A 24,494-nucleotide genomic window follows, 5' to 3' on the forward strand; every position below is an offset into this window, starting at 1 on the left:
GTCATGTTTAAACAATCCGGGGCGTCTTTCATTTGAAACAGCTTTAGCGGCGACTTATCTGCATTGGCAGATAGTGCATTAACCTGATTTTCTCAGCCAAATGCATCCACAATAGGTTCCGCGTCCCGGAGTGAATATATTTGTCCAAGTTCAAGGATAAAAAGCCGACATCTGCCGATGCAGACAAGGCTTTCGAGCTTTCAGAACCTGAGCCCACAAGGGCAGCCGTCATCGTTCCCGTCCTGCCGGAGCGATATAATACGGGCACGTCGGCGGAAGATGGGGCTCGCCCCGAATTTCAGCGCTCGAACGAGGCGCGCCTGGAGGAAGCCGTCGGGCTTGCCAGGGCAATCAATCTCGACATCGAACATGCCGAAATTGCGATTGTCGCCAATCCACGGCCTGCGACCTTGCTTGGCGCGGGAAAGGTGGAATCCATCGCCGAAACCGTCAAGGAAAAGGCTATCGGGCTGGTCATCGTCGATCACGCACTGACACCGGTACAGCAGCGCAATCTCGAAAAGGAATGGAACGTCAAGGTCATCGACCGCACCGGGCTCATTCTCGAAATTTTCGGTGAACGCGCACGCACCAAGGAAGGTGCCTTGCAGGTCGAGCTGGCGCATCTGAATTATCAGAAGGGCCGTCTGGTCAGAAGCTGGACCCACCTTGAGCGTCAGCGCGGTGGTGGCGGCTTCCTCGGTGGTCCGGGTGAAACCCAGATCGAAGCCGACCGCCGCTTGCTGCAGGACAAGATTCTGAAGATCAAGCGCGAGCTTGAAACGGTGGTGCGCACCCGCACACTGCATCGTCAGAAGCGGCGCAAGGTGCCGCATCCGATCGTGGCACTTGTCGGTTATACCAACGCCGGAAAATCTACGCTTTTCAACCGCATGACGGGTGCGGAAGTGTTGGCCGAAGACATGCTCTTCGCCACGCTCGATCCGACATTGCGACGCATTCGCCTTCCGCATGGCGAAACGGTTATCCTGTCGGATACGGTCGGGTTCATTTCGAACCTGCCGCACCATCTCGTCGCTGCCTTCCGCGCCACCCTTGAAGAAGTGGTGGAGGCGGATCTAATCCTGCATGTCCGCGACATTTCCGATCCGGACAATGCCGCGCAGGCGGAAGACGTGGAAAGCATTCTTTCTGGGCTGGGTATCGAGCCGCAGGACCGTAAGCGTGTCGTCGAAATCTGGAACAAGATCGACAACCTTGACGAAAGCGGGCGCGAAGCCGCCCTGCGTCTGGCCGCCGCCGGTAGTGAGGAGGGACGTCCCATCCCTCTGTCAGCCATCACCGGTGAAGGCGTTGACAGGTTGCTTTCGCTTATCGAAACCCGGATAGCGGGCTCACTCGGCCCGGTCGATGTTGTGCTGTCACCATTCGAGCTCCATCTTCTCGACTGGATTTACCAACATGGCAGCAGCGTCGAACGCGAGAATCTGGAAGATGGCTCCGTTCGCATCAAGGCGCGACTGACCGAAGTGGCCCGCAAAACGCTGGACGAGAAGCGCGGCATTCGCCCCGAAAAGCCGGAGTCGGATTGGGAGTGAGGCAGGTAGTGCTACGCCACTTGCGGAACAGGGGCGCAACGCCCTATGTATGGAACACTTACGATTCAGAACTATTCACTTCGCCATAAATATATCCAGAGGCCCATAATGAGAGATCCGATCGAAACCGTCATGAACCTCGTCCCGATGGTGGTTGAGCAGACCAACCGTGGCGAACGGGCCTATGATATTTTCTCGCGCCTTCTCAAGGAGCGCATCATCTTCGTGAACGGACCGGTTGAAGACGGAATGTCGATGCTGGTTTGCGCACAGCTTCTCTTTCTCGAGGCAGAAAACCCGAAGAAAGAGATCAACATGTACATCAATTCGCCCGGCGGTGTCGTAACCTCCGGCATGGCGATCTATGACACGATGCAGTTCATCCGTCCGCCGGTTTCCACGCTTTGCATGGGCCAGGCTGCTTCGATGGGCTCGCTGCTCCTGACCGCCGGTGCGACCGGCCAGCGTTATGCGCTGCCGAATGCCCGTATCATGGTTCACCAGCCATCGGGCGGTTTCCAGGGACAGGCCTCGGACATCGAACGTCATGCGCAGGACATCATCAAGATGAAGCGCCGCCTGAACGAGATCTACGTCAAGCACACGGGCCGCGATTACGAGACGATCGAACGCACGCTCGACCGCGACCATTTCATGACCGCGCAGGAAGCGCTCGAATTCGGCCTTATCGACAAGGTGGTTGAATCGCGCGACGTGGGCGCGGACGAATCGAAGTAAGAGCCGGAATCTCCGGCTCGCACCCGTTTTTAGCGCCCTTTGCCACAAAAGGGGCCCAATTCTTGCAACTACGTGATGGTTAACGCGCCACGTTAAGCATCTGTTGGGGTTCGGGGCGCTAAACTTGGTCAGATTACGCCGAATCTTTGCCGGGAACTTATTTTTCAATTGTTCGACGGTGCAGCTTCTGCAAAAGTCGCCAAATGGCTCCTTCGGTCGGGGAGCCATACGGTGACAGGAATCCTGAGACTACAGGCCCTACATGACAGGCAGCGCGTATCTGCTGCCGTTGTGACCAGCGGGAGGTGCGTTTCTCCTCCAGCACTGGGTCCGAACCGGAAGAAACGATCGATATGAACGCCCAAGGTTCATTTCGGTCAATTGAAAGGAAACTGCGATGAGCAAAGTCAGCAACAGCGGCGGCGATTCCAAGAATACGCTTTATTGCTCGTTCTGCGGCAAAAGCCAGCATGAAGTGCGCAAGCTGATTGCAGGCCCGACCGTTTTCATCTGCGACGAGTGCGTCGAACTCTGCATGGACATCATCCGCGAGGAAAACAAATCCTCGATGGTGAAGTCGCGCGAGGGCGTGCCTACGCCGCAGGAAATCATGGCCGTCCTTGACGATTACGTCATCGGCCAGAAGGATGCCAAGCGCGTTCTGTCGGTTGCGGTACACAATCATTACAAGCGTCTCGCCCATCAGTCCAAGAGCAGCGATATCGAGCTTGCGAAGTCGAACATTCTTCTCGTCGGTCCGACGGGTTGCGGCAAGACCTATCTTGCCCAGACGCTCGCACGCATCATCGATGTGCCATTCACCATGGCCGATGCGACGACACTGACGGAAGCAGGTTATGTCGGTGAAGATGTCGAGAACATCATCCTGAAGCTGCTTCAGGCCGCCGATTACAACGTAGAACGCGCACAGCGCGGCATCGTCTATATCGACGAAGTCGACAAGATCAGCCGCAAGTCGGATAACCCGTCCATCACGCGCGACGTGTCGGGCGAGGGCGTCCAGCAGGCGCTTCTGAAGATCATGGAAGGCACCGTCGCTTCCGTGCCACCGCAGGGTGGCCGCAAGCATCCGCAGCAGGAATTCCTGCAGGTGGACACGACGAACATCCTCTTCATCTGCGGCGGCGCATTTGCCGGTCTCGACAAGATCATCTCCGCACGCGGCGAGAAGACGTCCATCGGCTTCGGCGCCACCGTTCGTTCGGTCGATGAGCGCCGCATCGGTGATGTCTTCAGGGAGCTGGAGCCGGAAGATCTTCTGAAGTTCGGCCTCATTCCGGAATTCGTCGGTCGTCTGCCGGTGATCGCGACGCTCGAAGACCTCGATGTCGATGCTCTGGTGCAGATCCTGACCGAGCCGAAGAATGCGCTCGTGAAGCAGTATCAGCGCCTGTTCGACATGGAAAGTGTCGAGCTGAGCTTCCACGACGACGCCCTGCGAGCCATTGCCAACAAGGCGGTCGAGCGCAAGACGGGTGCACGCGGTCTGCGTTCGATCATGGAAAAGATCCTGCTCGACACGATGTTCGAGCTTCCGACGCTGGAAGGCGTGCAGGAAGTGGTCATTTCCGGCGATGTGGTGGATGGCAGCGCCCGTCCGCTCTATATCTATGCCGAGCGCCAGGATGAAAAGGGTAATGTTTCCGCTTAAGCGGGGGCACCTAATCCACAAAAAGGCCGCGCAAGCGGCCTTTTTCATGTGCAAACTTGCGCCGGGCTGATCCTGTCACTATTGCAGGCGCAGCAATCGGGGTACAGCCTAAGCTAGATATTGTACTTAATGACGGTACAGCGCAGGATAGATGACGATTCTATGAAAGCCGTCCCGATCGAGGCTATTGAATTGCCGGGTTCGGCTCTCCAAGTATGGAACGAAGCACATTCGTGACCTGCCTCATGATGAAAGGGGGCGCGGACGTGGCAGTCAGGTTGAAAGACCTGAGAAAGGACTTGAGTTATGACGGGTACTGAACAGAAGACCCCATTGGGTGGTTCTGAAGCGGGCGGTTCGGACGGGCTCTATGCCGTTTTGCCGTTGCGTGACATCGTCGTTTTCCCGCATATGATCGTTCCGCTTTTTGTCGGCCGCGAAAAGTCCATTCGCGCGCTGGAGGAAGTGATGGGCGTGGACAAGCAGATTCTGCTTGCCACCCAGAAAAACGCTGCCGATGACGATCCGGCACCGGACGCGATTTATGAAATCGGCACGATTGCCAATGTATTGCAGCTCCTGAAGCTGCCGGACGGCACCGTCAAGGTGCTGGTCGAAGGCACGGCGCGCGCCAAGGTTTCCAAGTTTACCGACCGCGAAGATTATCACGAGGCCTATGCTGCGGCTTTGCCGGAGCCTGAAGAAGATGCCGTCGAGATCGAGGCGCTTGCCCGCTCGGTGGTTTCCGATTTCGAAAATTACGTCAAGCTGAACAAGAAGATTTCGCCGGAAGTGGTTGGCGCTGCCAGCCAGATCGACGACTACTCGAAGCTTGCCGACACGGTTGCCTCGCATCTCGCGATCAAGATTCCCGAGAAGCAGGAAATGCTGTCGATCCTCTCGGTGCGCGAGCGCCTCGAGAAGGCAGTTTCCTTCATGGAAGCCGAAATTTCGGTTCTTCAGGTTGAGAAGCGTATCCGCAGCCGCGTCAAGCGCCAGATGGAGAAGACGCAGCGCGAATACTATCTCAACGAGCAGATGAAGGCGATCCAGAAGGAGCTTGGCGATGGCGAGGATGGTCGCGATGAAGCGGCTGAACTCGAAGAACGCATCAGCAAGACCAAGCTCTCCAAGGAAGCCCGCGAAAAGGCCCAGGCTGAGCTGAAGAAGCTGCGCAGTATGAGCCCGATGTCTGCCGAAGCAACGGTCGTCCGCAACTATCTCGACTGGCTGCTGTCCATTCCGTGGGGCAAGAAGTCGAAGATCAAGCAGGACCTGAACTTTGCCGAAGGCGTACTTGGCGACGATCACTTTGGTCTTGAAAAGGTCAAGGAGCGCATTGTCGAATATCTCGCGGTGCAGGCTCGCTCGACCAAGATCAAGGGCCCGATCCTCTGCCTCGTCGGACCTCCCGGCGTCGGCAAGACCTCGCTTGCACGTTCGATTGCCAAGGCTACCGGCCGTGAATATGTCCGTATGTCGCTCGGCGGCGTGCGTGACGAGGCTGAAATCCGCGGTCACCGCCGTACCTATATCGGTTCGATGCCCGGCAAGGTCATCCAGTCGATGAAGAAGGCGAAGAAGTCCAACCCGCTCTTCCTGCTCGATGAAATCGACAAGATGGGCCAGGATTTCCGCGGCGATCCGTCATCGGCCATGCTTGAGGTGCTGGATCCGGAACAGAACTCGACCTTCATGGATCACTACCTTGAGGTGGAATATGATCTGTCGAACGTCATGTTCGTGACGACGGCAAATACGCTGAATATTCCCGGTCCATTGCTGGATCGTATGGAAGTCATCCGTATCGCCGGCTACACCGAGGATGAAAAGCTCGAGATCGCCAAGCGGCACCTGTTGCCGAAGGCAATCAAGGATCATGCCCTGCAGCCGAAGGAGTTTTCGGTCACGGACGATGCGCTGCGCAATGTTATCCGCCTCTACACGCGGGAAGCAGGTGTGCGTAGCCTCGAACGCGAATTGATGACTCTGGCACGTAAGGCCGTGACCGAAATCCTGAAGTCGAAGAAGAAGTCGGTGAAAGTCACCGAAAAGAACCTCTCCGACTATCTGGGTGTCGAGCGGTTCCGCTTCGGTCAGATCGACGGCGAAGATCAGGTTGGCGTTGTGACAGGTCTTGCCTGGACGGAAGTTGGCGGTGAATTGCTGACCATCGAAGGTGTCATGATGCCCGGTAAGGGCCGCATGACCGTCACGGGTAACCTCCGCGACGTGATGAAGGAATCGATCTCCGCAGCGGCTTCCTATGTCCGCTCGCGTGCCATCGATTTCGGCATCGAACCTCCGTTGTTCGACAAGCGCGACATCCACGTGCACGTGCCGGAGGGTGCAACGCCGAAGGACGGTCCGTCCGCCGGTATCGCCATGGTCACGGCGATCGTATCCGTGCTGACCGGCATTCCGGTTCGCAAGGACATCGCAATGACGGGTGAGGTTACCCTGCGCGGTCGTGTCCTGCCAATCGGCGGCCTGAAAGAAAAGCTCCTCGCAGCTCTGCGCGGCGGCATCAAGAAGGTTCTGATCCCGGAAGAAAACGCCAAGGATCTGGCGGATATTCCGGACAATGTGAAGAACAGTCTTGAGATCGTTCCGGTGTCTCGCGTGGGTGAAGTCCTCAAGCATGCTCTGGTTCGCGAACCTGAGCCGATTGAATGGACCGAGCCGGCAACCCCGGCGACCGTGCCTTCGGTCGAGGAAGAAGCAGGGGCCACGACCGCTCATTAAGGCATTTCCGGCAAACGTGCGAAGCGGTTTGCTTACAGGTAATGCACCGAAATGAACGTCCAGCGGGCGATTCTGTTTCAGTCAGATTGCCCCGCTGGAAGGCGTCTATCAGGACCAACAATTGAAATGCCGGGCAATTTGCCCGGCATTTCTGTGTTTAACCCCGGTTTTCCGGGGTTTTTTCACGTTGACAGGCTTGGTTTGTGAAACGATTTGAATAAACTCCGACCAATCCGGTCACGTTATCCGTTCCGGTAGATAAAGAAAGGAAATGCCAATGAACAAGAACGAATTGGTTGCCGCAGTTGCGGAAAAGGGCGGTTTGACGAAGGCTGATGCCGGTACTGCAGTTGACGCCGTACTCGCCGCTGTTACCGGCGCCCTGAAGGCTGGTGAAGAAGTCCGTCTGCCTGGCTTCGGCGTTTTCTCCGTTTCGCATCGCGCTGCCTCGACCGGCCGTAACCCATCGACCGGCAAGGAAGTTGCTATTCCGGCTCGCAATGTGCCGAAGTTCTCGGCTGGCAAGGGCCTGAAGGACGCCGTAAACGGCTAATCATGATCTGGAGAGTGAAAGCTCTTCGAACGGATCGTGACGTTAAATTTCCAGCCATCGCGGCATGATCGCGAATGGCTGTCGAGAAGGCCCGGCATTGCCGGGCTTTTTTCGTAAGTGTAGTAAGCGTGAATGAGTGCTTGCAACTGGATGTTGGCTTCTAAGAACCAAAAATATCCGTCAGGATTCTGGCCAGTGCGAAAACGGCTGCCAATGGTAGCAGCCAGTCGAAAAATATATCCAGGTTTTTCATGAGTGAAAGAATGCTCGGCTGATCTTGCGAGATTGCACCGCCAAATGACACCATTTGGCGGCTCAATGGACTAGCGGACGATCTTCAGCAGGGAAGTGCGCTTCCCGAAGATCATATCGGTGCACAATGTGCTTTTACGAGAAAGTCTGTAGGTAGCAGCAGGCCGCGTATCACAAATGGACTTCACAAAACGCAGTGCTGATACGCGATCTGTGAAAAGTCCCCCGACAAGTCCCAGCCGGTCATAGACGACCCAGCGCCGTGCGGCTTCCTTGTCGACGATAAAGCGCGGCAGTGGAACTGCGGCGTTTCTCTGGTTTTTTGTGGTCATAGCGAGTGCTCCATCCAGAGACGTAACCGCATTCACTGTGTAAGTTGCATGATGAGGAACGTCACCAGAACGCCGGCTCCAATCACGGTCATCAAGCGGAGCAGTATGCTGATGTCCTGGCGCAATTCTTCCTCGGTAATGGCTGAACTGATGTTCCGGGACCCTGCATGCGTACGCTTTGCTTTGCTCAGGTGTAAAAACAGGCCCAATTTTCCGTACATGATCGAAACCTCACTTCTGATGGTTGCACGAATGTTTCAATTGCTGGGGGGCTAGGCTGGCGGTGTTTCAGCGCGCCGCCAGTGTGATGGAAAGTACCGCTTGCTGATGCTGCGCTATGAGCGCCGAGGGTGTTTCTTCCACATGGTCAATGGCAGCACAGGCCCGACGAATGGCGCTGGCGGTTTCTTCGCTGACGCCAACCAACGGCAGCCGTACATCCGGTGACAGACCGCGCCGATGGTGCAAGGCGTACTTCACCGGAACGGGATTGGTATCCTGTTCCATAGCAGTCAGAAGAGGCTTCAATTTGAAGCCGAGCGTTCTGGCAGCGCAGGCATCGGTTCGCTTACAGGCTTCGTAAAGTTCGACAGTGGTTGCTGGAAGCACATTCGATATGACTGAAATCATTCCGTCTCCCCCCTCAAGATTGAAGGAAACGGCGGTCGCGTCATGTCCTGATAGTTGTATCAGCCGATCGCCTATACGACGAACGATGCGTTTGGGCCGGTCGAGTTCACCAGTCGCGTCCTTGATACCAATGACGGTCGGGAGTTCACTCAGCCGTTCGATAGTTTCCAGAGAAAGATCAACGCCGGTTCGCTTCGGGACATTATAAAGGATGATTGGTATCTGGACATTGCGAGCCACGGCTTCGAAGTGGCGATACAAGCCTTCCTGAGACGGGCAGTTATAGTATGGCGTCACAATCAGGGCGGCGTCAGCACCGCAGGCAGCTGCAGCGCTCGTCAATGCAATTGTCGATAGAGTATCGTTGGTGCCTGTTCCTGCAACAACGGGTACACGCCCTGCAGAGACGTCAACACAGGCTTTGATGAGGCTGATCTTTTCCGCCGTATTGAGAGTTGGGGCCTCTCCGGTCGTGCCACAGGGAGAAAGAGCATGGATGCCTTCTCCAATCTGCCACTCCACCAACTCTGCGAAAGCCTTGTGCGCCACTTCTCCGTTTTCAAATGGGGTAACAAGAGCGGTTGTTACTCCGCGCAATCTGGTTCTGAGTTCGTCATAAGCCATTGTTCTGGATCTCCGTTACCCGAACCTTCGACCGCAAACGAACCTCGCATATGTCGCAGAAGCCATTCAGAACGCAGTCTTGCCGGGCGTGAACAAGCTATGAGTCCCGGCGTATAAATTCGAGATCGGGAACAGACCCGGAGTATTAGAAAGTCGTATATTACCTCAGAACATGATGTGACCGCGCTGGCCGTTATAAAGCGACTAACGCTTTTATTCTCAGGTCCTTGCCCGCTCAGACAGAGGAGTATCCGCAAAAAAGCCGGGCACTGGGCCCGGCTTCCGATAACTCTCTTTGCCTGCCGCTTATTCGGCAGCCTCTGAACTGCGCTTGGGGCGGCGTTCCAGCAGTTCCTTGAGGAAGTGGCCGGTGTAGGAGCGTTTCTCCTGCACGATGTCCTCCGGACGGCCCACGGCAACAATCTCGCCGCCGCCATCGCCACCTTCCGGTCCAAGGTCGATCACCCAGTCGGCAGTCTTGATGACTTCGAGATTATGCTCGATCACAACGACTGTGTTGCCCTGTTCCACCAGCTCGTGCAGCACTTCAAGCAGCTTGGCCACATCGTGGAAGTGCAGGCCGGTTGTCGGTTCGTCCAGAATATAGAGCGTGCGGCCCGTCGCGCGGCGCGACAGTTCCTTGGCAAGCTTTACGCGCTGCGCCTCACCACCCGAAAGCGTCGTCGCCTGCTGGCCGACCTTGATGTAGCCGAGACCCACCTTGACGAGCGTTTCCATCTTGTCGCGCACCGCAGGCACGGCGGAGAAAAACTCCGCACCTTCCTCGACTGTCATATCCAGCACATCGGCGATGGACTTGCCCTTGAACAGGACTTCCAGCGTTTCGCGGTTGTAGCGTTTGCCGTGACAGACATCACAAGTCACATAGACATCCGGCAGGAAGTGCATCTCGATCTTGATGACGCCGTCGCCCTGACAGGCCTCGCAGCGTCCGCCCTTCACATTGAACGAGAAGCGCCCCGCCTGATAACCGCGCGCCTTGGCTTCCGGCAGACCCGCAAACCAGTCGCGGATCGGCGTGAAGGCGCCGGTATAGGTTGCCGGGTTGGAACGAGGCGTACGACCAATCGGCGACTGGTCGATATCGATCACCTTGTCGAGGAATTCCAGCCCCTCGATGCGGTCATGCTCCGCCGGATGCTCACGTGAACCCATGATGCGGCGCGAAGCGGCCTTGAACAGGGTTTCAATCAGAAAGGTGGACTTGCCGCCGCCTGAAACGCCGGTGACAGCGGTAAAGGTTCCAAGCGGAATATCCGCCGAGACATTTTTCAGATTGTTGCCGCGCGCGCCGACGACCTTAATGCGCTTGGACTTTGAAATCTTGCGGCGTTCCGCCGGAACGGCAACTTCCATCGCGCCTGACAGATATTTGCCAGTCAGCGAGTTCGCATTAGACATCACGTCCTGCGGCGACCCTTGAGCGATGATCTTGCCGCCATGGACACCTGCCGCTGGACCGATATCGACCACATAGTCGGCAGTCAGGATCGCATCTTCGTCATGTTCGACCACGATGACCGTGTTGCCGAGATCGCGCAGATGGCGCAGCGTGTCGAGGAGACGCGCATTATCACGCTGATGCAGGCCGATGGATGGTTCATCCAGCACGTAAAGCACGCCGGTCAGGCCGGAACCGATCTGCGAGGCAAGACGGATACGCTGGCTTTCACCGCCCGACAGCGTGCCGGAATTGCGCGCCAGCGTCAGATAGTCGAGGCCGACATCATTGAGGAACTGCAGGCGCTCCCGGATTTCCTTGAGGATGCGGGCGGCAATCTCGCGCTGCTTGTCGTTAAAGCTGCTATCAATGTCGCGGAACCAGGCGTCGGCCTTGCGGATCGACATTTCCGTGATCTCGCCAACATGCTTCATGCCAACCTTGACCGCAAGCGCTTCCGGCTTCAGACGGTAGCCGTTACAGGAAGGGCAGGGCGTAGAGGCCATGAAGCGCTCGATATCTTCGCGCGACCAGGCGGAGTCGGTCTCCTTCCAGCGGCGCTCCAGATTGGGGATCACGCCTTCAAAAGGCTTCGTCGTCTGGTAGGAGCGCAGGCCGTCATCATACTGGAAGGTGATTTCCTTGCCCTTGGTGCCATAAAGAATGGCCTGCTGTGCCTCTTCCGAAAGATCGGCCCAGCGTGCGCCGATCTTGAAGCCATAGGCTTTGCCCAGCGCTTCCAGCGTCTGATTGTAGTAGGGCGACGAGGACCGCGCCCACGGAGCAATTGCGCCGTCCTTCAACACTGCCGTTTCGTCGGGAACGATCAGGTTCGGATCAATGGCCTGCTGCGTGCCGAGACCATCGCAGGTCGGGCAGGCGCCGAATGGGTTGTTGAACGAGAACAGGCGCGGTTCGATTTCAGGAATTGTGAAACCGGAAACCGGGCAGGCAAACTTTTCCGAAAACAGAATGCGCTCATGCGTTTCGTTGGCGGACTTGTTGGCAGCACCGCCTTCAGCCGTTTCTTCCGGCGGCAGAGGCTTGTCGGCAAACTCGGCAACGGCCAGACCTTCGGCAAGCTTGAGGCAGGTTTCAAGACTGTCGGCGAGGCGGGTCGACAGGTCAGGGCGCACCACGACACGGTCCACCACGACATCGATGTCGTGCTTGTACTTCTTGTCGAGCGCCGGAACGTCGGAGATTTCATAGAAGGTGCCGTCTACCTTGACGCGCTGAAAGCCCTTCTTCTGAAGTTCCGCCAGTTCCTTCTTGTACTCGCCCTTGCGGCCGCGAACGATGGGCGCGAGGATATAAAGGCGCGTGCCTTCTTCCAGCGCCATGACGCGATCAACCATCTGGCTGACTGTCTGGCTTTCGATGGGAAGTCCGGTCGCCGGCGAATAAGGCACGCCCACGCGCGCAAAGAGCAGGCGCATATAGTCGTAAATTTCGGTGACGGTGCCGACCGTCGAGCGCGGATTGCGGCTCGTCGTCTTTTGTTCGATAGAGATTGCGGGCGACAGGCCGTCGATCTGGTCGACATCCGGCTTCTGCATCATTTCGAGGAACTGGCGCGCATAGGCCGAAAGGCTTTCGACATAGCGGCGCTGGCCTTCCGCATAGATCGTGTCGAAGGCAAGCGAGGATTTGCCCGAGCCGGAAAGCCCCGTCATTACGATCAGCTTGTCGCGAGGCAGATCGAGATCGACATTTTTCAGATTGTGTTCGCGCGCGCCACGTATGGAAATGAATTTCTGATCGCTCATTCCGCGTCCTGCCTGCTCATGATGCCATGGATAACGGGCGCCGAATGGTAAAACACGTCGCGCCGGTGTCTAATATGGGGTGAAACCCTCCAATAAGAAGGGGGCTCCGGTCATTCATCGGTGCACTCTTATCATTAGAACAAATATCGAACAACCAGCCTTCTGATAGGCGATACGAAATGTGAACGCAAGAGCGTTGACTGTCACTCCTGACAGGAGCAGACTACCCTTACTCGCTGATAGCGGAGAGGTGCCGCGGTGGGATGACACGGCATCGGCAAGAGGTCCGCAGGAGGCGGGGAGACCCAGTAGGGAGGTAAAGGAGCATGAGTCCACCTGACTACAGTGCCTAGCTTTCACAGAGATGAAAGCACAATCCGTTTCGGTTGCGGCAGCATCTTTTCGCAAGGAATGATGCCTCGTTGATCGAAAGTGTGATTGCCGACAATTTGAATTTGCGCGGAATGCAAATGGCCGTGCGCCTTTGTGATCCGAAAAGACCTGCCGACGAATTAATGTCGACACATGAGCATTGCTCAAACCCCAAGCCCTGCGCGCCAAAGATACAGTGAGCGGCAGGGCTTTTCCTTGGAAGCTGATCCCGTTTGCCAAGCGCAGGCAGCTATTGCTTTATGAAGGTTGTCGGCAAGGCTGTTTTGAAATTAAGGCAGATGCAGTTTCAGCCCCTGAAATGAGGCAAACTGCATTATCAGCGCGGTAAACGGTGCAAAAACCCACTGAAATTTATGGCGAACGCAAGGCTTTTTAATGTCGGAAGGTTGCATTTTGAACAAAACAAGAACATAAACTCTGTGGACATTGAAGAATTCACCGGCCCGGATTGAGCACGCTTTGAGCCAGTCCTGTAAGGTGAACATATGAGTTTCTGGTGATGGCGCATTGTTGCGCCTGATCTTTCATTTGAAAAGTGCCTCTTGTCCGCGCGAAGCAGTGCGGAAAGAGTGTGCATGCAAGACCCGGAGTAATTTTCGATGGCTGGTAGCGTCAATAAAGTCATTCTGGTCGGCAATCTTGGTGCCGATCCGGAAATTCGTCGTCTGAACTCCGGCGACGTGGTTGCCAATCTGCGCATTGCAACGTCGGAAAGCTGGCGCGATCGCCAGAGCGGCGAACGCAAGGACCGCACCGAATGGCACAGCGTTGTCATCTTCAATGAGAACCTCGCCAAGGTTGCGGAACAATATCTGAAGAAGGGCGCCAAGGTTTACATCGAAGGCGCGCTCCAGACCCGCAAGTGGCAGGATCAGAACGGCAATGACCGTTATTCGACGGAAGTCGTGCTGCAGAAGTTCCGTGGTGAGCTGCAGATGCTCGATAGCCGTGGTGAAGGCGGCGGTGAAGGCCGTTCGTTCGGCGGCGGTGGCGGCAACCGTAACCAGATGTCTGATTATTCCGGTGGCGGCGGTGATTTCGGCTCGTCTGGCCCATCCAATCAGGGTGGCAGCAGCGGTGGCTTCTCGCGCGATCTGGACGACGAAATTCCGTTCTGAGAACGAATATAATTCAGTTTATAAGTGAATTACGATAAGGCGCTGTTTTAAAGCGCCTTTTCTATTGGATCATACTTCCAATTCTCTAGGAAAAATGATGTCTGATCGCGAGCTCGTCAGCGTGATTTGCCCTCAGATTTAACCTGCTCACCGTCCTCTTTGGTGAATGATGCGACGGGGTTTTCCAGAAGCGGCAGAACCAGCTCAGAGGGACGGCAAAGCCTGGTGCCGCGCGGCGTTTCGACGATGGGCCGGTTGATCAGAATCGGATGAGCCATCATGAAATCGATCAGCTCGTCATCAGTCCATTTCGGATCGGACAGCCCGAGTTCGGCATAGGGTGTACCTTTCTCGCGCAATAGTTCGCGTGGTGTCATGTTCATTGCCGCCAGCAGACCGAGCAGACGTTCCCGCGTGGGTGGATTCTGCACATATTCGATGATGACGGGCTCTTTGCCACTGGCACGGATCATTGCCAGCGTATTACGCGAGGTGCCGCATTTTGGATTATGAAAAATGGTCACGGTCATTGGAAATTTCCTGTCTGGATTGAGCGCGTTCATAACAGCTTCGAGAGCAGTTCAGTGCCAGCACGATTCAGTTCATGTCATTCATCTGCGGGTCACCGGGATACGTGTCGATAGAAAACTCCATATTATCCGCTGAAAACCGTGTCAGCGAATACTGGATCGGCACTCCATCGGTATTCACATTGATCGCCTTGGCCGTCAGTACAATGGCGCCGGGCGAAAGCTTCAAATGTTTCAGATCATCCGAATCCGCATGGCGGGCGGATATGATTGTCGATTTACGGAAGTAGTCGGCAACTCCTGCTTTTCGGAAAGCCACGGTGACGGAACCGCTTTCCGCATAATCCTCGGCAATTTCCGGAAATTGTTCGGCACTGATCCAGAGTGTTGCGCGCGACACGGGGCGTCCGTCGGCGCTGTGCAAGGTTTCCAGCCGCAGGACAGGTGAACCAGGCTCGATCTCAAGAGCTTCGGCTATATCCGGGGAGGCAGGCGCTGTGCCGGAAGCGAGCAGCGCGCCTTTCATGTCCCGCACTTGCGAAGCCAGTGATTGCGAAATGCGGGTGCGACGTCCGATCTGATAGGTGAGGCGCTTTGCATTGGCAACGAAGGTGCCGCGCCCTTGCTCGGCACGCAGCACGCCTTCCTGCGTCAGCGCGGCAATGGCGCTGCGCACCGTATGGCGATTGACTCCAAACCTGTCGGCAAGTTCCATCTCGGCGGGCATACGCGCACCCGACTGAAGCCTTCCGGCTCTGATCTCGCCGCGTATCTCGTCGGCAATCTGCCGCCAGATGGCCACGCCGCTGTTTCTCTCAATTCGTCTGGTCTTTGTCATCAACTGTCATCGTCCTGTCATTGGCAGGGTGTATTCATTCTGGTATTGTATAGTTGTCTATATAACTAGACAATTTGAGAGATCAAGTCAACGGGAGTGCATCCCGAAAAACATGAAACGGTTTTCGGACAAGATGCGCCTCAAAACAAACTCCAGAGCATTGATCTGATGCAATCAGGTCAAAGCGCGCTCTGGAACTAACAGGGCAGGGAAGCTCATGTACGGTACGGAGCAAAGTGCGAAGGGAGGCGGAGCCGGTTCCGCCACTGAAAGCGGAACAGTGCCGGATGCAGTGCCAGATTCAGTTCAAGCCGCACGGCAGGCAAGCATGGCAGTTCTTGCGCGTGCAAGCGGCGAAGAGCTGCATGCCTTCTGGCAGGCATGGTCCAACAAGCCGGAATTTGAAGTTCTGCGCGGACCGGAAACCGGTCTCGTAATGCTGCGTGGCCGCATTGGTGGCGGCGGTGCATCCTTCAATGTCGGCGAGGCAACAGTGACGCGCGCTACGGTGCGGCTCTCCGACGGTTCTGTCGGTCACTCTTATGCGCTCGGTCGCGATCAGGAAAAGGCGCGGCTTGCCGCTGTCTTTGATGCATTGTGGCTCGATGAAGGCCATCGCGATGCCGTGGAGGCACAAGTGCTGAATGTCTTGCGCAAACGGTTGAACGATGCCGATGCCAAGCTGCGCGGCGAAGCCGCCGCTACCAAGGTCGATTTCTTCACAATGGTCCGGGGAGACAATTGATGCTTCCTTTTTCTCTCGAAAACAGCACTTCCTCCGCGTTTGAGGGTGGCTTTGCCGATCCGGTGACGGATGCGCAGTCAGCTTTTCATGCCGTCATGCACGCCATGGCTAATCCCGGTCGCATTTATCCATTGGCTCGCACAGCCACACCACCGCAGCCGCTGACGCCTGAACTGGGCGTTATTGCAGCAACCCTGCTCGATCACGATGCAACTGTCTGGTGCGATGCAGCGATAGCAGCTGATGAAAGCGCAACCGCCTGGCTTACTTTCCACACGGGTGCGCCGCGTGTCGAAAGTGCGGATGCCGCGCAATTCGCTCTAGCCAGCAATGTTTCGCTGCTGCCGTCTCTGGCAGGGTTTTCGCAGGGCGACGCCGAATTTCCCGACTGTTCGACAACCGTCGTTCTCGCTGTTGCGTCACTGACAAGCGGACAGGGCTTTGTGCTGAAAGGCCCCGGTATCGATGGCGAACGTGCACTTCATGTCGAAGGTCTGCCGCAGGATTTCATCCAGCAATGGCGTGAGAACGGCGCACAATACCCGCTCGGCGTTGATCTTGTTCTGGTCAGCGACGGCGCTGTTGCAGCGCTTCCCCGCACAACTCGCGTTTCCGCTCTGGAGGGCTGAAAATGTATGTTGCCGTAAAGGGTGGCGAAACGGCCATCCATAATGCACACCGTCTTCTCGATGATCGTCGTCGCGGCGACCGTTCGGTTCCGGCACTGCGTCTCGATCAGATTGCCGAACAGCTGGCGCTGGCGGTTGATCGCGTCATGGCCGAAGGTTCGCTCTATGATCGCGAACTGGCGGCACTTGCTGTGCGCCAGTCGCGCGGCGATCTGATCGAAGCGATCTTTCTGGTCCGCGCCTACCGCACCACCTTGCCGCGCTTTGGCTATTCGCGGCCGATGGAAACCGCTGAAATGCTGATCGAACGCCGCATTTCTGCGACCTACAAGGATTTACCGGGTGGTCAGTTGCTCGGACCGACCTTTGATTACACGCATCGTCTGCTCGACCCAGATCTGGCCGGTGATGTTGCCGTTCCGGAACCCGAAATGCGGGAAGCCGTGAAGGAAGAGACGCCGCGTGTAACCGATATTCTTGGCGCGGTCGGCATGATTGAGGATGATGGTTCCCTGCCGGAAGGTCACGAACCGGGCGACCTGACCCGCGAACCGTGGACATTCCCGATGGAGCGCGATCTGCGCCTTCAGGCATTGGCACGCGGTGATGAAGGTTTCCTGCTGGCGCTCGGCTATTCCACCCAGCGCGGCTATGGCAATAACCATCCTTTCGTCGGCGAAATCCGCATTGGCGAAGTGGATGTCGAGTTCGACGTGCCCGAACTTGGTTTTGCCGTCTCGCTCGGTCGCGTGCAGCTGACCGAATGCCAGATGGTCAATCAGTTCAAGGGATCGGCCAAGCAGCCGCCGCAATTCACGCGCGGTTACGGTCTGGTGTTCGGCCAGAGCGAACGCAAGGCCATGTCCATGTCGCTCTGCGACCGTGCACTGCGCGTGCGGGAATTCGATGCGGATGTGACGGCACCTGCCGAGGACGAGGAATTCGTCATCTCGCATTCCGACAATGTGCAGGCGACGGGTTTCGTCGAGCATCTGAAACTGCCGCATTACGTGGATTTCCAGGCAGAACTCGACCTCATCCGCCGCATGCGCGCGGAATATGACCAAGCGCACAATGAGACTGAAGGCGTAACGAAGGAGGCCGCAGAATGAGCGATCTGGCCAATTATAACTTCGCCTATCTGGACGAACAGACCAAGCGGATGATCCGCCGCGCCATCCTGAAGGCCATCGCAATACCGGGCTATCAGGTGCCTTTTGCCAGCCGTGAAATGCCGATGCCTTATGGATGGGGCACCGGCGGCGTGCAGGTGACGGCTGCCATTCTGGGGCCGGATGATGTGCTGAAGGTCATCGATCAGGGTGCCGATGACACGACCAATGCCGTTTCCATCCGCGCCTTCTTCCAGAAGACCGCCGATGTCGCCGTCACCACCCATACGGGCGAGGCGACCATCATCCAGACCCGCCATCGTATCCCGGAATATCCGCTGACCGAAGGGCAGGTGATTGTCTATCAGGTGCCGATCCCCGAGCCACTGCGTTTTCTGGAGCCACGCGAAACCGAAACCCGCAAGATGCACGCGCTTGCCGAATATGGCCTCATGCATGTGAAGCTTTATGAAGATATTGCGCGCCACGGCCATATCGCCAAGACCTACGATTATCCGGTGATGATCGAAGGGCGCTATGTGATGGCGCCTTCGCCGACGCCGAAATTCGACAATCCGAAAATGCATATGTCTCCGGCATTGCAGCTGTTCGGCGCAGGTCGCGAAAAGCGCATTTATGCCGTCCCGCCCTATACGCGGGTGGTCAGCCTCGATTTCGAGGATCACCCGTTCGAAGTGCAGAAGTTCAAGGAACCCTGTGCGCTGTGCGGCGCGAAGGGCGTCTATCTGGATGAAGTCGTGCTCGATGATCGCGGCGGCTCGATGTTCGTCTGCTCCGACACTGATTTTTGCGAAGACCGTCAGGCCAACGGCCATTTCGGTCATCTGGCTGCAAACAAGGAGGCTGCGGCCAAGGAGACCGTAAAATGAACAGCGAACCCCTGCTGAGAGTAAACAGCCTGTCGAAGTTTTACGGCAATCGCCGTGGCTGTGCAGATATTTCCTTCAAACTGTGGCCGGGCGAAGTGCTGGCCATCGTCGGCGAATCCGGTTCGGGCAAGACGACGCTGCTGAACAGTCTGGCAACCCGTCTGGAGCCGACATCGGGCACCGTCGAATACCGGATGCGTGACGGTGAATTCCGCGATCTCTACAAGATTGGCGAAGCGGAACGCCGTTTCCTGATGCGGACCGATTGGGGTTTTGTGCATCAGAACCCGGCTGACGGATTGCGCATGACGGTTTCAGCTGGCGCCAATGTCGGCGAACGCCTGATGGCAGTCGGTGAACGTCATTACGGTAATATCCGCTCGACGGCCACGGAATGGCTCGGTCGTGTCGAAATCGCTTCTGACCGTATCGACGATCAGCCGCGCGCCTTCTCTGGCGGCATGCGCCAGCGCTTGCAGATTGCCCGCAATCTGGTGACTGCTCCGCGACTTGTTTTCATGGATGAACCGACCGGCGGTCTCGATGTGTCCGTGCAGGCACGTCTTCTCGATCTTTTGCGCGGCCTCGTCAGCGATCTTGGTCTGTCGGTGATCATCGTTACTCACGATCTTGCCGTAGCCCGGCTTCTGTCCCATCGCATCATGGTCATGAAAGACGGCCATATTGTCGAACAGGGCCTGACCGACCGCGTACTGGATGACCCGCAGGCGCCATATACGCAACTGCTCGTGTCGTCTATTTTGCAGGTTTAGTAAATTAAAACAGATGTTTGCAGCGTGTTGTTCGTAAATTAGCGAAACTTCATGCGTGAGGTGAGAAATGACACAAGTTAGAACATCCTCTCCGCTGGCGGTGTCGGGGCTGGCGAAGACGTTCACGATGCACTTGCAAGGTGGCATTCAGTTGCCAGTCGTAAGTAACGTGGACTTCAATCTGGAAGCAGGCGAATGCGCCGTGCTTGGCGGACCTTCCGGTGCCGGTAAAAGCTCCATTCTCAAGATGGTCTATGGCAATTACGCTGTGAATGCAGGTTCGATCCTCATTCGTCACGAAGACCGTATGGTGGATCTGGCAACAGCCGATCCGCGCGAAGTGCTGGCGGTGCGGCGCGATACGATTGGCTATGTCAGCCAGTTTCTGCGCACATTGCCGCGCGTCGCGGCAATTGATGTGGTTGCCGAGCCTCTGGTTGCGCGTGGCGTCGATCGCGAAGTGGCGCTGAACCGCGCTCGCGAGCTTCTGTCACAGCTCAACCTGCCAGAAAGGCTGTGGGCCCTGCCGCCTGCAACCTTCTCCGGCGGCGAACAGCAGCGCGTGAACATCGCGCGCGGTTTCATCACGGATCATCCGATACTGTTGCTCGATGAGCCGACCGCCTCGCTCGATGCGAAGAACCGGGCTGTCGTGGTTGATCTCATCAAGACCAAGAAGGAGCAGGGCGTCGCCATGCTAGGCATCTTCCACGATGAAGATGTGCGTACGGAGGTTGCGGACCGGATTATCGACGTGACAGCTTTCTCTCCGAGGGCCGCCGCATGACCAAGCTATCGGTAGAACCGCTGGTGCATGAAACCGCCATCGTCAGCGGTTGCACACTCGGTCGCTACACAGAGATAGGCGAGCGCAGCCGCGTTTCAGAAACTATGCTCGATGACTATTCCTATCTCGGCGTCGATTGCGAAATCTGGTGTGCGGAAATTGGCAAGTTTTCCAATATCGCCAGCCATGTGCGCATCAACGCCACCAACCATCCGACATGGCGTCCGACGTTGCATCATTTCACCTACCGCGCCGGTGATTACTGGCCGGAGGAAAAGGATGAGACGGAGTTTTTCGAGTGGCGTCGCGGCAATGCCGTGAAAATCGGTCACGACACATGGCTCGGCCATGGCTCCACCATTTTGCCGGGTGTGACGGTTGGCAATGGTGCGGTTGTCGGGGCCGGAGCGGTGGTGAGCAAGGACGTGGCACCCTATACGATTGTGGGCGGTGTGCCTGCGCGTCTCATTCGCGAACGCTTCGATGCCGCGACCGGCAATCGTCTGGATCGGCTGGCCTGGTGGGACTGGAGCCATGATCGTCTGCGTGAGGCGCTCGATGATTTCCGCGCGCTCGATATCGAAGCTTTCCTCTCGAAATATGAAACTGCCGCCAATACAAATGCGGTGATGAAAGAGCTATCCCATGGCTAATGAAATCGTTCTGAAAAATGCGCAGATCGTGCTCGCTGACGAGATTGTTTCCGGTTCTATCCTGATCCGTGACGGCAAAATTGCAGCCATCGATCAGGGCTATGCCAATGGCGGCGATGACATGGATGGCGATTATGTCATTCCGGGCCTCATCGAGCTGCACACCGACCAGTTGGAAAGCCATTACGCGCCGCGTCCGAAAGTGCGCTGGAATGTCGATGCTGCGGTTCAGGCCCATGATGCGCAGGTTGCAGCATCGGGCATCACGACGGTTTTCGATGCGATGCGCGTCGGCTCCGACTATGACCGCGACTTCGTGGGCAAGGATATGCGGATGCTTGCGGACGCCATCGAAAGCGGTGTCCGCGAAAACCGGCTGCGTGCAGACCACTTTCTGCATCTGCGCTGCGAAGTGTCATCTGCGGATTGCCTTGAAACATTCGAGCTTTTTGCGGGCGATGACCGCGTCAAACTCGCTTCGCTGATGGATCATGCGCCGGGACAGCGTCAATTCGTTGATCTTGAGACCTATCGCACTTATTACATGCGCAAGATGAAGCTCACGGATGAGGAGTTCCGGGTGCATTGTGAGAAGCGCATGGCGGATTCGGACGCCTATTCGGCCAATCATCGCCGCGCCATTGCCGAAATGGCTGCGACACGTGGCATCGTTCTGGCCAGCCATGACGATGCGACCAGTGCGCATGTCGATGAATCGCTCGACCATGGCGTGCGGATTGCCGAGTTTCCGACCACGATGGAAGCGGCCAATGCTTCGAAAGGCGCAGGCCTCTCGATCCTGATGGGTGCGCCGAACATCGTTCGCGGTGGCTCGCATTCCGGCAATATCGCCGCACGTGATCTCGTGGACAATGGCAGCCTCGACATTCTGTCTTCGGACTATATTCCGTTCAGCCTCATTCAGTCGGCTTTCGGCCTTGCTTCGGGCGAACGTCCGATTGCGCTGCCACAGGCTGTCCGCCTCGTGACCAAGAATCCTGCCGACGCCATGGCCATGGATGATCGCGGCGAAATCGCCATCGGCAAGCGCGCCGATCTCGTTCGCGTGCGCCCGAAAGGTGCAATCCCGGTTGTCCGTACGGTCTGGCGCGAAGGCGAACGGGTGCTTTGATGCAGATGCAATCCGATATGCCGAAAGGCTGTTTCGTCGCCGTCGTCGGCCCCAGCGGGGCCGGCAAGGATACGATCATGGATGCAGCGCGTGTGGCTCTTGCGGGCGACATGCGTTTTCATTTTGTGCGCCGCATCATCACCCGCCCGCAAATGCCGGGCACGGAAGATCATGACAGTCTGGACGAAGCATCTTTTGCAAAAGCTGCTGGTGAGGGAGCCTTCGCTCTGCACTGGCAGGCGCATGGCCTGAGCTATGGATTGCCGAAATCGCTTGAGGATGAAATCGCTGAGGGCACGGTGGTGATAGCCAACGTTTCGCGCCGGGTTCTGGGCGATATCCGCAGGCTCTACACGTCGCGCTCTGTGGTTGTGATAACGGCCCGACCGGACGTTCTGGCAGAACGGCTTGCGTCGCGTGGTCGTGAAAGCCGGGAAGAAATCACCGCGCGGCTTGCGCGTGAAGTGAGCTTCGATGACGATGCCGGAGATGTTGTCACAATAGACAATTCAGGTGATGTCAATGCATCCACAGAGACCTTCCTTCGTCATTTGAAGGAAATAACTGTTAAAACAATTGCTTAGGTAAAATTCCTATAGCGGTGTGTAAATTTACACAAACGTCATTATGCTTTCATTGCAGTGTCATGGAAGCAATTCAAAGTGAGCATGAATGGAGACCAATTCATGCTTCAACTGAACAACATAACGCGCCGCTATAATGACAAGGTGGCGGTTTCGGGCGTGGACCTCGAAATCGAGCCGGGCACGTTTGTGGGAATTATCGGGCGCTCAGGCGCAGGCAAGTCGACGCTTCTGCGTATGATCAATCGCCTTGTCGAGCCGTCCGAGGGAACAATTCACTGGGATGGCCGTGATGTTACCGGCCTTAAAGGTTCGGGATTGCGCGACTGGCGCGCGCAATGCGCGATGATTTTCCAGCATTTCAATCTGGTTGATCGTCTTGATGTTCTGACCAACGTTCTGATGGGGCGCCTGAACTATGTTTCGACGCCGAAGTCGCTCCTGCGTATCTGGAGCGACGAAGAACGCCTGATCGCGCTTTCCGCTCTGCAGCAGTTCGATATTGCGCATCTTGCGGCGCACCGCGCCGATGAACTTTCGGGTGGCCAGCAGCAGCGCGTGGCGATTGCCCGCGCGCTCGTGCAGCAGCCACGCATTATTCTTGCCGACGAGCCTATTGCATCGCTTGATCCGCGCAACACCCGCAGCGTCATGGACGCCCTGCGCCGCATCAATCGCGAATACGGCATCACGGTCCTCTGCAATCTGCACTCGCTCGATATTGCGCGCAGCTATTGCGACCGCCTCGTCGGCATGTCTGCCGGCAAGATCGTATTCCGTGGCACACCGTCGATGCTGACAGATATGGCATCACGCGACCTTTACGGCATGGAAGCCGCTGACGTCATCGACGCCGATGAGCAGCAGGGCGAACCAATGCCAATGCCAGTTCCGCAGTCGGCTGAAGCCGTTCTGCGCCAGCTTTCCGCCTGAGCGCATAAAGCTCCGGAAAAAAACACGCTCCAAACTCAGGATTAACAGGAGATACCTATGCTTAACCGTAGAAACTTTCTGGCGGCTGCTGCGCTTACCGCAACGCTGACCATGCCAATGATGGCCTCCACCGCTCAGGCTGCTGACTGGAGCAAGGATTATCCGGAAATCGTTCTGGGTGTTATCCCGGCTGAAAACGCCTCGACCACTTCCGACCGTTATGCGCCTCTGGCTGCATATCTCGGCAAGGAACTTGGCACCAAGGTCACGCTGCGCGTCGCCAACGACTACGCCGCCGTCATCGAAGGCCAGCGCGCCGGTAACATCCAGATCGCATTCTATGGCCCGGCTTCTTATGCCCGCGCCGTCATGACCGGCGTTGAAACCACTCCGCTCGTCAACCAGCGTCATGACACCGGCGTCAACGGCTACTACTCGGTCGTTTATGTTCGCGCCGACAGCCCGTACCAGAAAATGGATGACCTGAAGGGCAAGACCATTGCTCTCGTTGATCCGAACTCCACGTCGGGCAACAATGCTCCGCGCTTCTTCCTCAACCGCGAAGGCTATAGCGTCGATACGTTCTTCGGTAAGAACTTCTTCGCTGGCAGCCATGAAAATGCAGTTCTTGCTCTTGCGCAGGGCACCGCTGACGCCGCTGCCAACTCCTGGAACTCGGAAAACGATTCCAACCTGACCCGCATGGTCAGCCGCGGCGTGCTGAAGGATGCTGACGGTAAGGCAATGACGAAGGACGATTTCCGCGTCATCTTCAAGTCGGACTTCCTTCCAGAAGGTCCGTTCGCTGTTCTCAACACTCTTCCAGACCAGCTGAAGGCCGACATCAAGCAGGCTTTCCTCGATATGCCGAAGAAGGACAAGGCGGGTTTTGACGCCCTTTCCGACGGCAAGGATCAGGAATTCGTGGCGACCGAAGCCAAGGAATATGAGCCGATCATCGAGATGCTCAAGTTCAACGACAAGGCTCGCAAGTCTTAATCCGTAGAACAATTGAAGTGCCCGGAACGTACCCCGTTCCGG

At 56.8% G+C, this 24,494-nt stretch carries 22 protein-coding genes; 17 read left to right on the forward strand and 5 right to left on the reverse strand.

The genetic code is table 11. The features are described 5' to 3' along the window. The first annotated feature begins 140 nt into the window (after window positions 1-140). The 5 genes from hflX (at window position 141) to OHI65_RS15470 (ending at window position 7,267) form a co-directional block, all read left to right on the forward strand. Entirely contained in the window at window positions 141-1,559 is a 1,419-nt protein-coding gene (hflX, locus tag OHI65_RS15450; RefSeq protein ID WP_012092092.1) for a GTPase HflX, read from the forward strand. A gap of 108 nt (window positions 1,560-1,667) precedes the next feature. After that, window positions 1,668-2,297 (forward strand): ATP-dependent Clp endopeptidase proteolytic subunit ClpP, encoded by a 630-nt coding sequence (gene clpP, locus OHI65_RS15455; RefSeq protein WP_010660144.1) that lies wholly within the window; start codon window positions 1,668-1,670, stop codon window positions 2,295-2,297. A 397-nt stretch (window positions 2,298-2,694) separates the two neighbouring features. Beyond that, window positions 2,695-3,969 (forward strand): ATP-dependent Clp protease ATP-binding subunit ClpX, encoded by a 1,275-nt coding sequence (gene clpX / locus OHI65_RS15460; protein WP_010660143.1) that lies wholly within the window; start codon window positions 2,695-2,697, stop codon window positions 3,967-3,969. A 306-nt stretch (window positions 3,970-4,275) separates the two neighbouring features. Beyond that, window positions 4,276-6,714 carry an endopeptidase La gene (gene lon, locus OHI65_RS15465; RefSeq protein ID WP_264359150.1) on the forward strand — a complete coding sequence of 813 codons (2,439 nt, stop codon included), beginning with the start codon at window positions 4,276-4,278 and terminating at the stop codon, window positions 6,712-6,714. Between the two features lie 277 nt (window positions 6,715-6,991). Beyond that, window positions 6,992-7,267 (forward strand): HU family DNA-binding protein, encoded by a 276-nt coding sequence (locus OHI65_RS15470; protein WP_006470422.1) that lies wholly within the window; start codon window positions 6,992-6,994, stop codon window positions 7,265-7,267. A gap of 323 nt (window positions 7,268-7,590) precedes the next feature. On the opposite strand, the gene OHI65_RS15475 is transcribed toward OHI65_RS15470, so the two are convergent. The 3 genes from OHI65_RS15475 to uvrA all read right to left on the reverse strand — a co-directional run bounded on the left by OHI65_RS15475 (window position 7,591) and on the right by uvrA (window position 12,336). Then, on the reverse strand, window positions 7,591-7,851 hold the full coding sequence (locus OHI65_RS15475; RefSeq protein WP_036586767.1) for a hypothetical protein: 261 nt from the start codon (window positions 7,849-7,851) through the stop codon (window positions 7,591-7,593). Window positions 7,852-8,139: 288 nt separating this feature from the next. Further along, window positions 8,140-9,105 (reverse strand): 4-hydroxy-tetrahydrodipicolinate synthase, encoded by a 966-nt coding sequence (gene dapA, locus OHI65_RS15480; protein WP_125300266.1) that lies wholly within the window; start codon window positions 9,103-9,105, stop codon window positions 8,140-8,142. 306 nt (window positions 9,106-9,411) lie between these two features. Further along, entirely contained in the window at window positions 9,412-12,336 is a 2,925-nt protein-coding gene (gene uvrA, locus OHI65_RS15485) for an excinuclease ABC subunit UvrA (RefSeq protein WP_264359151.1), read from the reverse strand. Between the two features lie 992 nt (window positions 12,337-13,328). Between uvrA and ssb the strand changes: the two genes are divergently transcribed. Continuing rightward, window positions 13,329-13,847, forward strand: a complete 519-nt coding sequence (ssb, locus tag OHI65_RS15490) for a single-stranded DNA-binding protein (protein WP_029924876.1) — start codon at window positions 13,329-13,331, stop codon at window positions 13,845-13,847. Window positions 13,848-13,963: 116 nt separating this feature from the next. On the opposite strand, the gene arsC is transcribed toward ssb, so the two are convergent. Both arsC and phnF read right to left on the reverse strand, forming a co-directional pair. Then, window positions 13,964-14,377, reverse strand: a complete 414-nt coding sequence (arsC, locus tag OHI65_RS15495) for an arsenate reductase (glutaredoxin) (protein ID WP_125300264.1) — start codon at window positions 14,375-14,377, stop codon at window positions 13,964-13,966. Between the two features lie 67 nt (window positions 14,378-14,444). Then, on the reverse strand, window positions 14,445-15,218 hold the full coding sequence (gene phnF, locus OHI65_RS15500) for a phosphonate metabolism transcriptional regulator PhnF (protein ID WP_115179273.1): 774 nt from the start codon (window positions 15,216-15,218) through the stop codon (window positions 14,445-14,447). Window positions 15,219-15,432: 214 nt separating this feature from the next. Between phnF and phnG the strand changes: the two genes are divergently transcribed. The 11 genes from phnG to phnD all read left to right on the forward strand — a co-directional run bounded on the left by phnG (window position 15,433) and on the right by phnD (window position 24,452). Beyond that, window positions 15,433-15,960, forward strand: coding sequence for a phosphonate C-P lyase system protein PhnG (phnG, locus tag OHI65_RS15505; protein WP_012092084.1), 528 nt, complete (start codon window positions 15,433-15,435; stop codon window positions 15,958-15,960). Further along, the gene (phnH, locus tag OHI65_RS15510) at window positions 15,960-16,589 is read left to right on the forward strand and encodes a phosphonate C-P lyase system protein PhnH (protein WP_012092083.1); all 630 of its coding nucleotides are present in this window, start codon (window positions 15,960-15,962) and stop codon (window positions 16,587-16,589) included. Before phnG ends, phnH begins: the two co-directional genes overlap by 1 nt. Before the next feature lie 2 nt (window positions 16,590-16,591). Continuing rightward, window positions 16,592-17,701, forward strand: coding sequence for a carbon-phosphorus lyase complex subunit PhnI (locus tag OHI65_RS15515; RefSeq protein ID WP_010660131.1), 1,110 nt, complete (start codon window positions 16,592-16,594; stop codon window positions 17,699-17,701). Continuing rightward, window positions 17,698-18,591, forward strand: a complete 894-nt coding sequence (locus OHI65_RS15520; RefSeq protein ID WP_036586757.1) for an alpha-D-ribose 1-methylphosphonate 5-phosphate C-P-lyase PhnJ — start codon at window positions 17,698-17,700, stop codon at window positions 18,589-18,591. The genes OHI65_RS15515 and OHI65_RS15520 overlap by 4 nt, the downstream gene beginning before the upstream one ends. After that, window positions 18,588-19,364 (forward strand): phosphonate C-P lyase system protein PhnK, encoded by a 777-nt coding sequence (gene phnK, locus OHI65_RS15525; protein ID WP_036586756.1) that lies wholly within the window; start codon window positions 18,588-18,590, stop codon window positions 19,362-19,364. The genes OHI65_RS15520 and phnK overlap by 4 nt, the downstream gene beginning before the upstream one ends. Window positions 19,365-19,431: 67 nt before the next feature. Beyond that, on the forward strand, window positions 19,432-20,151 hold the full coding sequence (gene phnL, locus OHI65_RS15530; protein WP_036563687.1) for a phosphonate C-P lyase system protein PhnL: 720 nt from the start codon (window positions 19,432-19,434) through the stop codon (window positions 20,149-20,151). After that, entirely contained in the window at window positions 20,148-20,804 is a 657-nt protein-coding gene (locus tag OHI65_RS15535) for a DapH/DapD/GlmU-related protein (RefSeq protein WP_125300263.1), read from the forward strand. The genes phnL and OHI65_RS15535 overlap by 4 nt, the downstream gene beginning before the upstream one ends. Beyond that, entirely contained in the window at window positions 20,797-21,936 is a 1,140-nt protein-coding gene (locus OHI65_RS15540; RefSeq protein WP_036586751.1) for an alpha-D-ribose 1-methylphosphonate 5-triphosphate diphosphatase, read from the forward strand. Before OHI65_RS15535 ends, OHI65_RS15540 begins: the two co-directional genes overlap by 8 nt. Window positions 21,937-21,941: 5 nt before the next feature. Beyond that, window positions 21,942-22,520: a phosphonate metabolism protein/1,5-bisphosphokinase (PRPP-forming) PhnN gene (gene phnN, locus OHI65_RS15545; protein WP_125300392.1), complete on the forward strand. Its 579-nt coding sequence runs from the start codon at window positions 21,942-21,944 to the stop codon at window positions 22,518-22,520. A 102-nt stretch (window positions 22,521-22,622) separates the two neighbouring features. Next, on the forward strand, window positions 22,623-23,453 hold the full coding sequence (phnC, locus tag OHI65_RS15550) for a phosphonate ABC transporter ATP-binding protein (protein WP_071632852.1): 831 nt from the start codon (window positions 22,623-22,625) through the stop codon (window positions 23,451-23,453). A gap of 57 nt (window positions 23,454-23,510) precedes the next feature. Next, on the forward strand, window positions 23,511-24,452 hold the full coding sequence (gene phnD / locus OHI65_RS15555; protein WP_125300262.1) for a phosphonate ABC transporter substrate-binding protein: 942 nt from the start codon (window positions 23,511-23,513) through the stop codon (window positions 24,450-24,452). The last annotated feature ends 42 nt before the right edge of the window (window positions 24,453-24,494 follow it).

The sequence above is a fragment of the Brucella sp. MAB-22 genome, from assembly GCF_025908475.1.
Classification (GTDB): Bacteria; Pseudomonadota; Alphaproteobacteria; order Rhizobiales; family Rhizobiaceae; genus Brucella; species Brucella anthropi.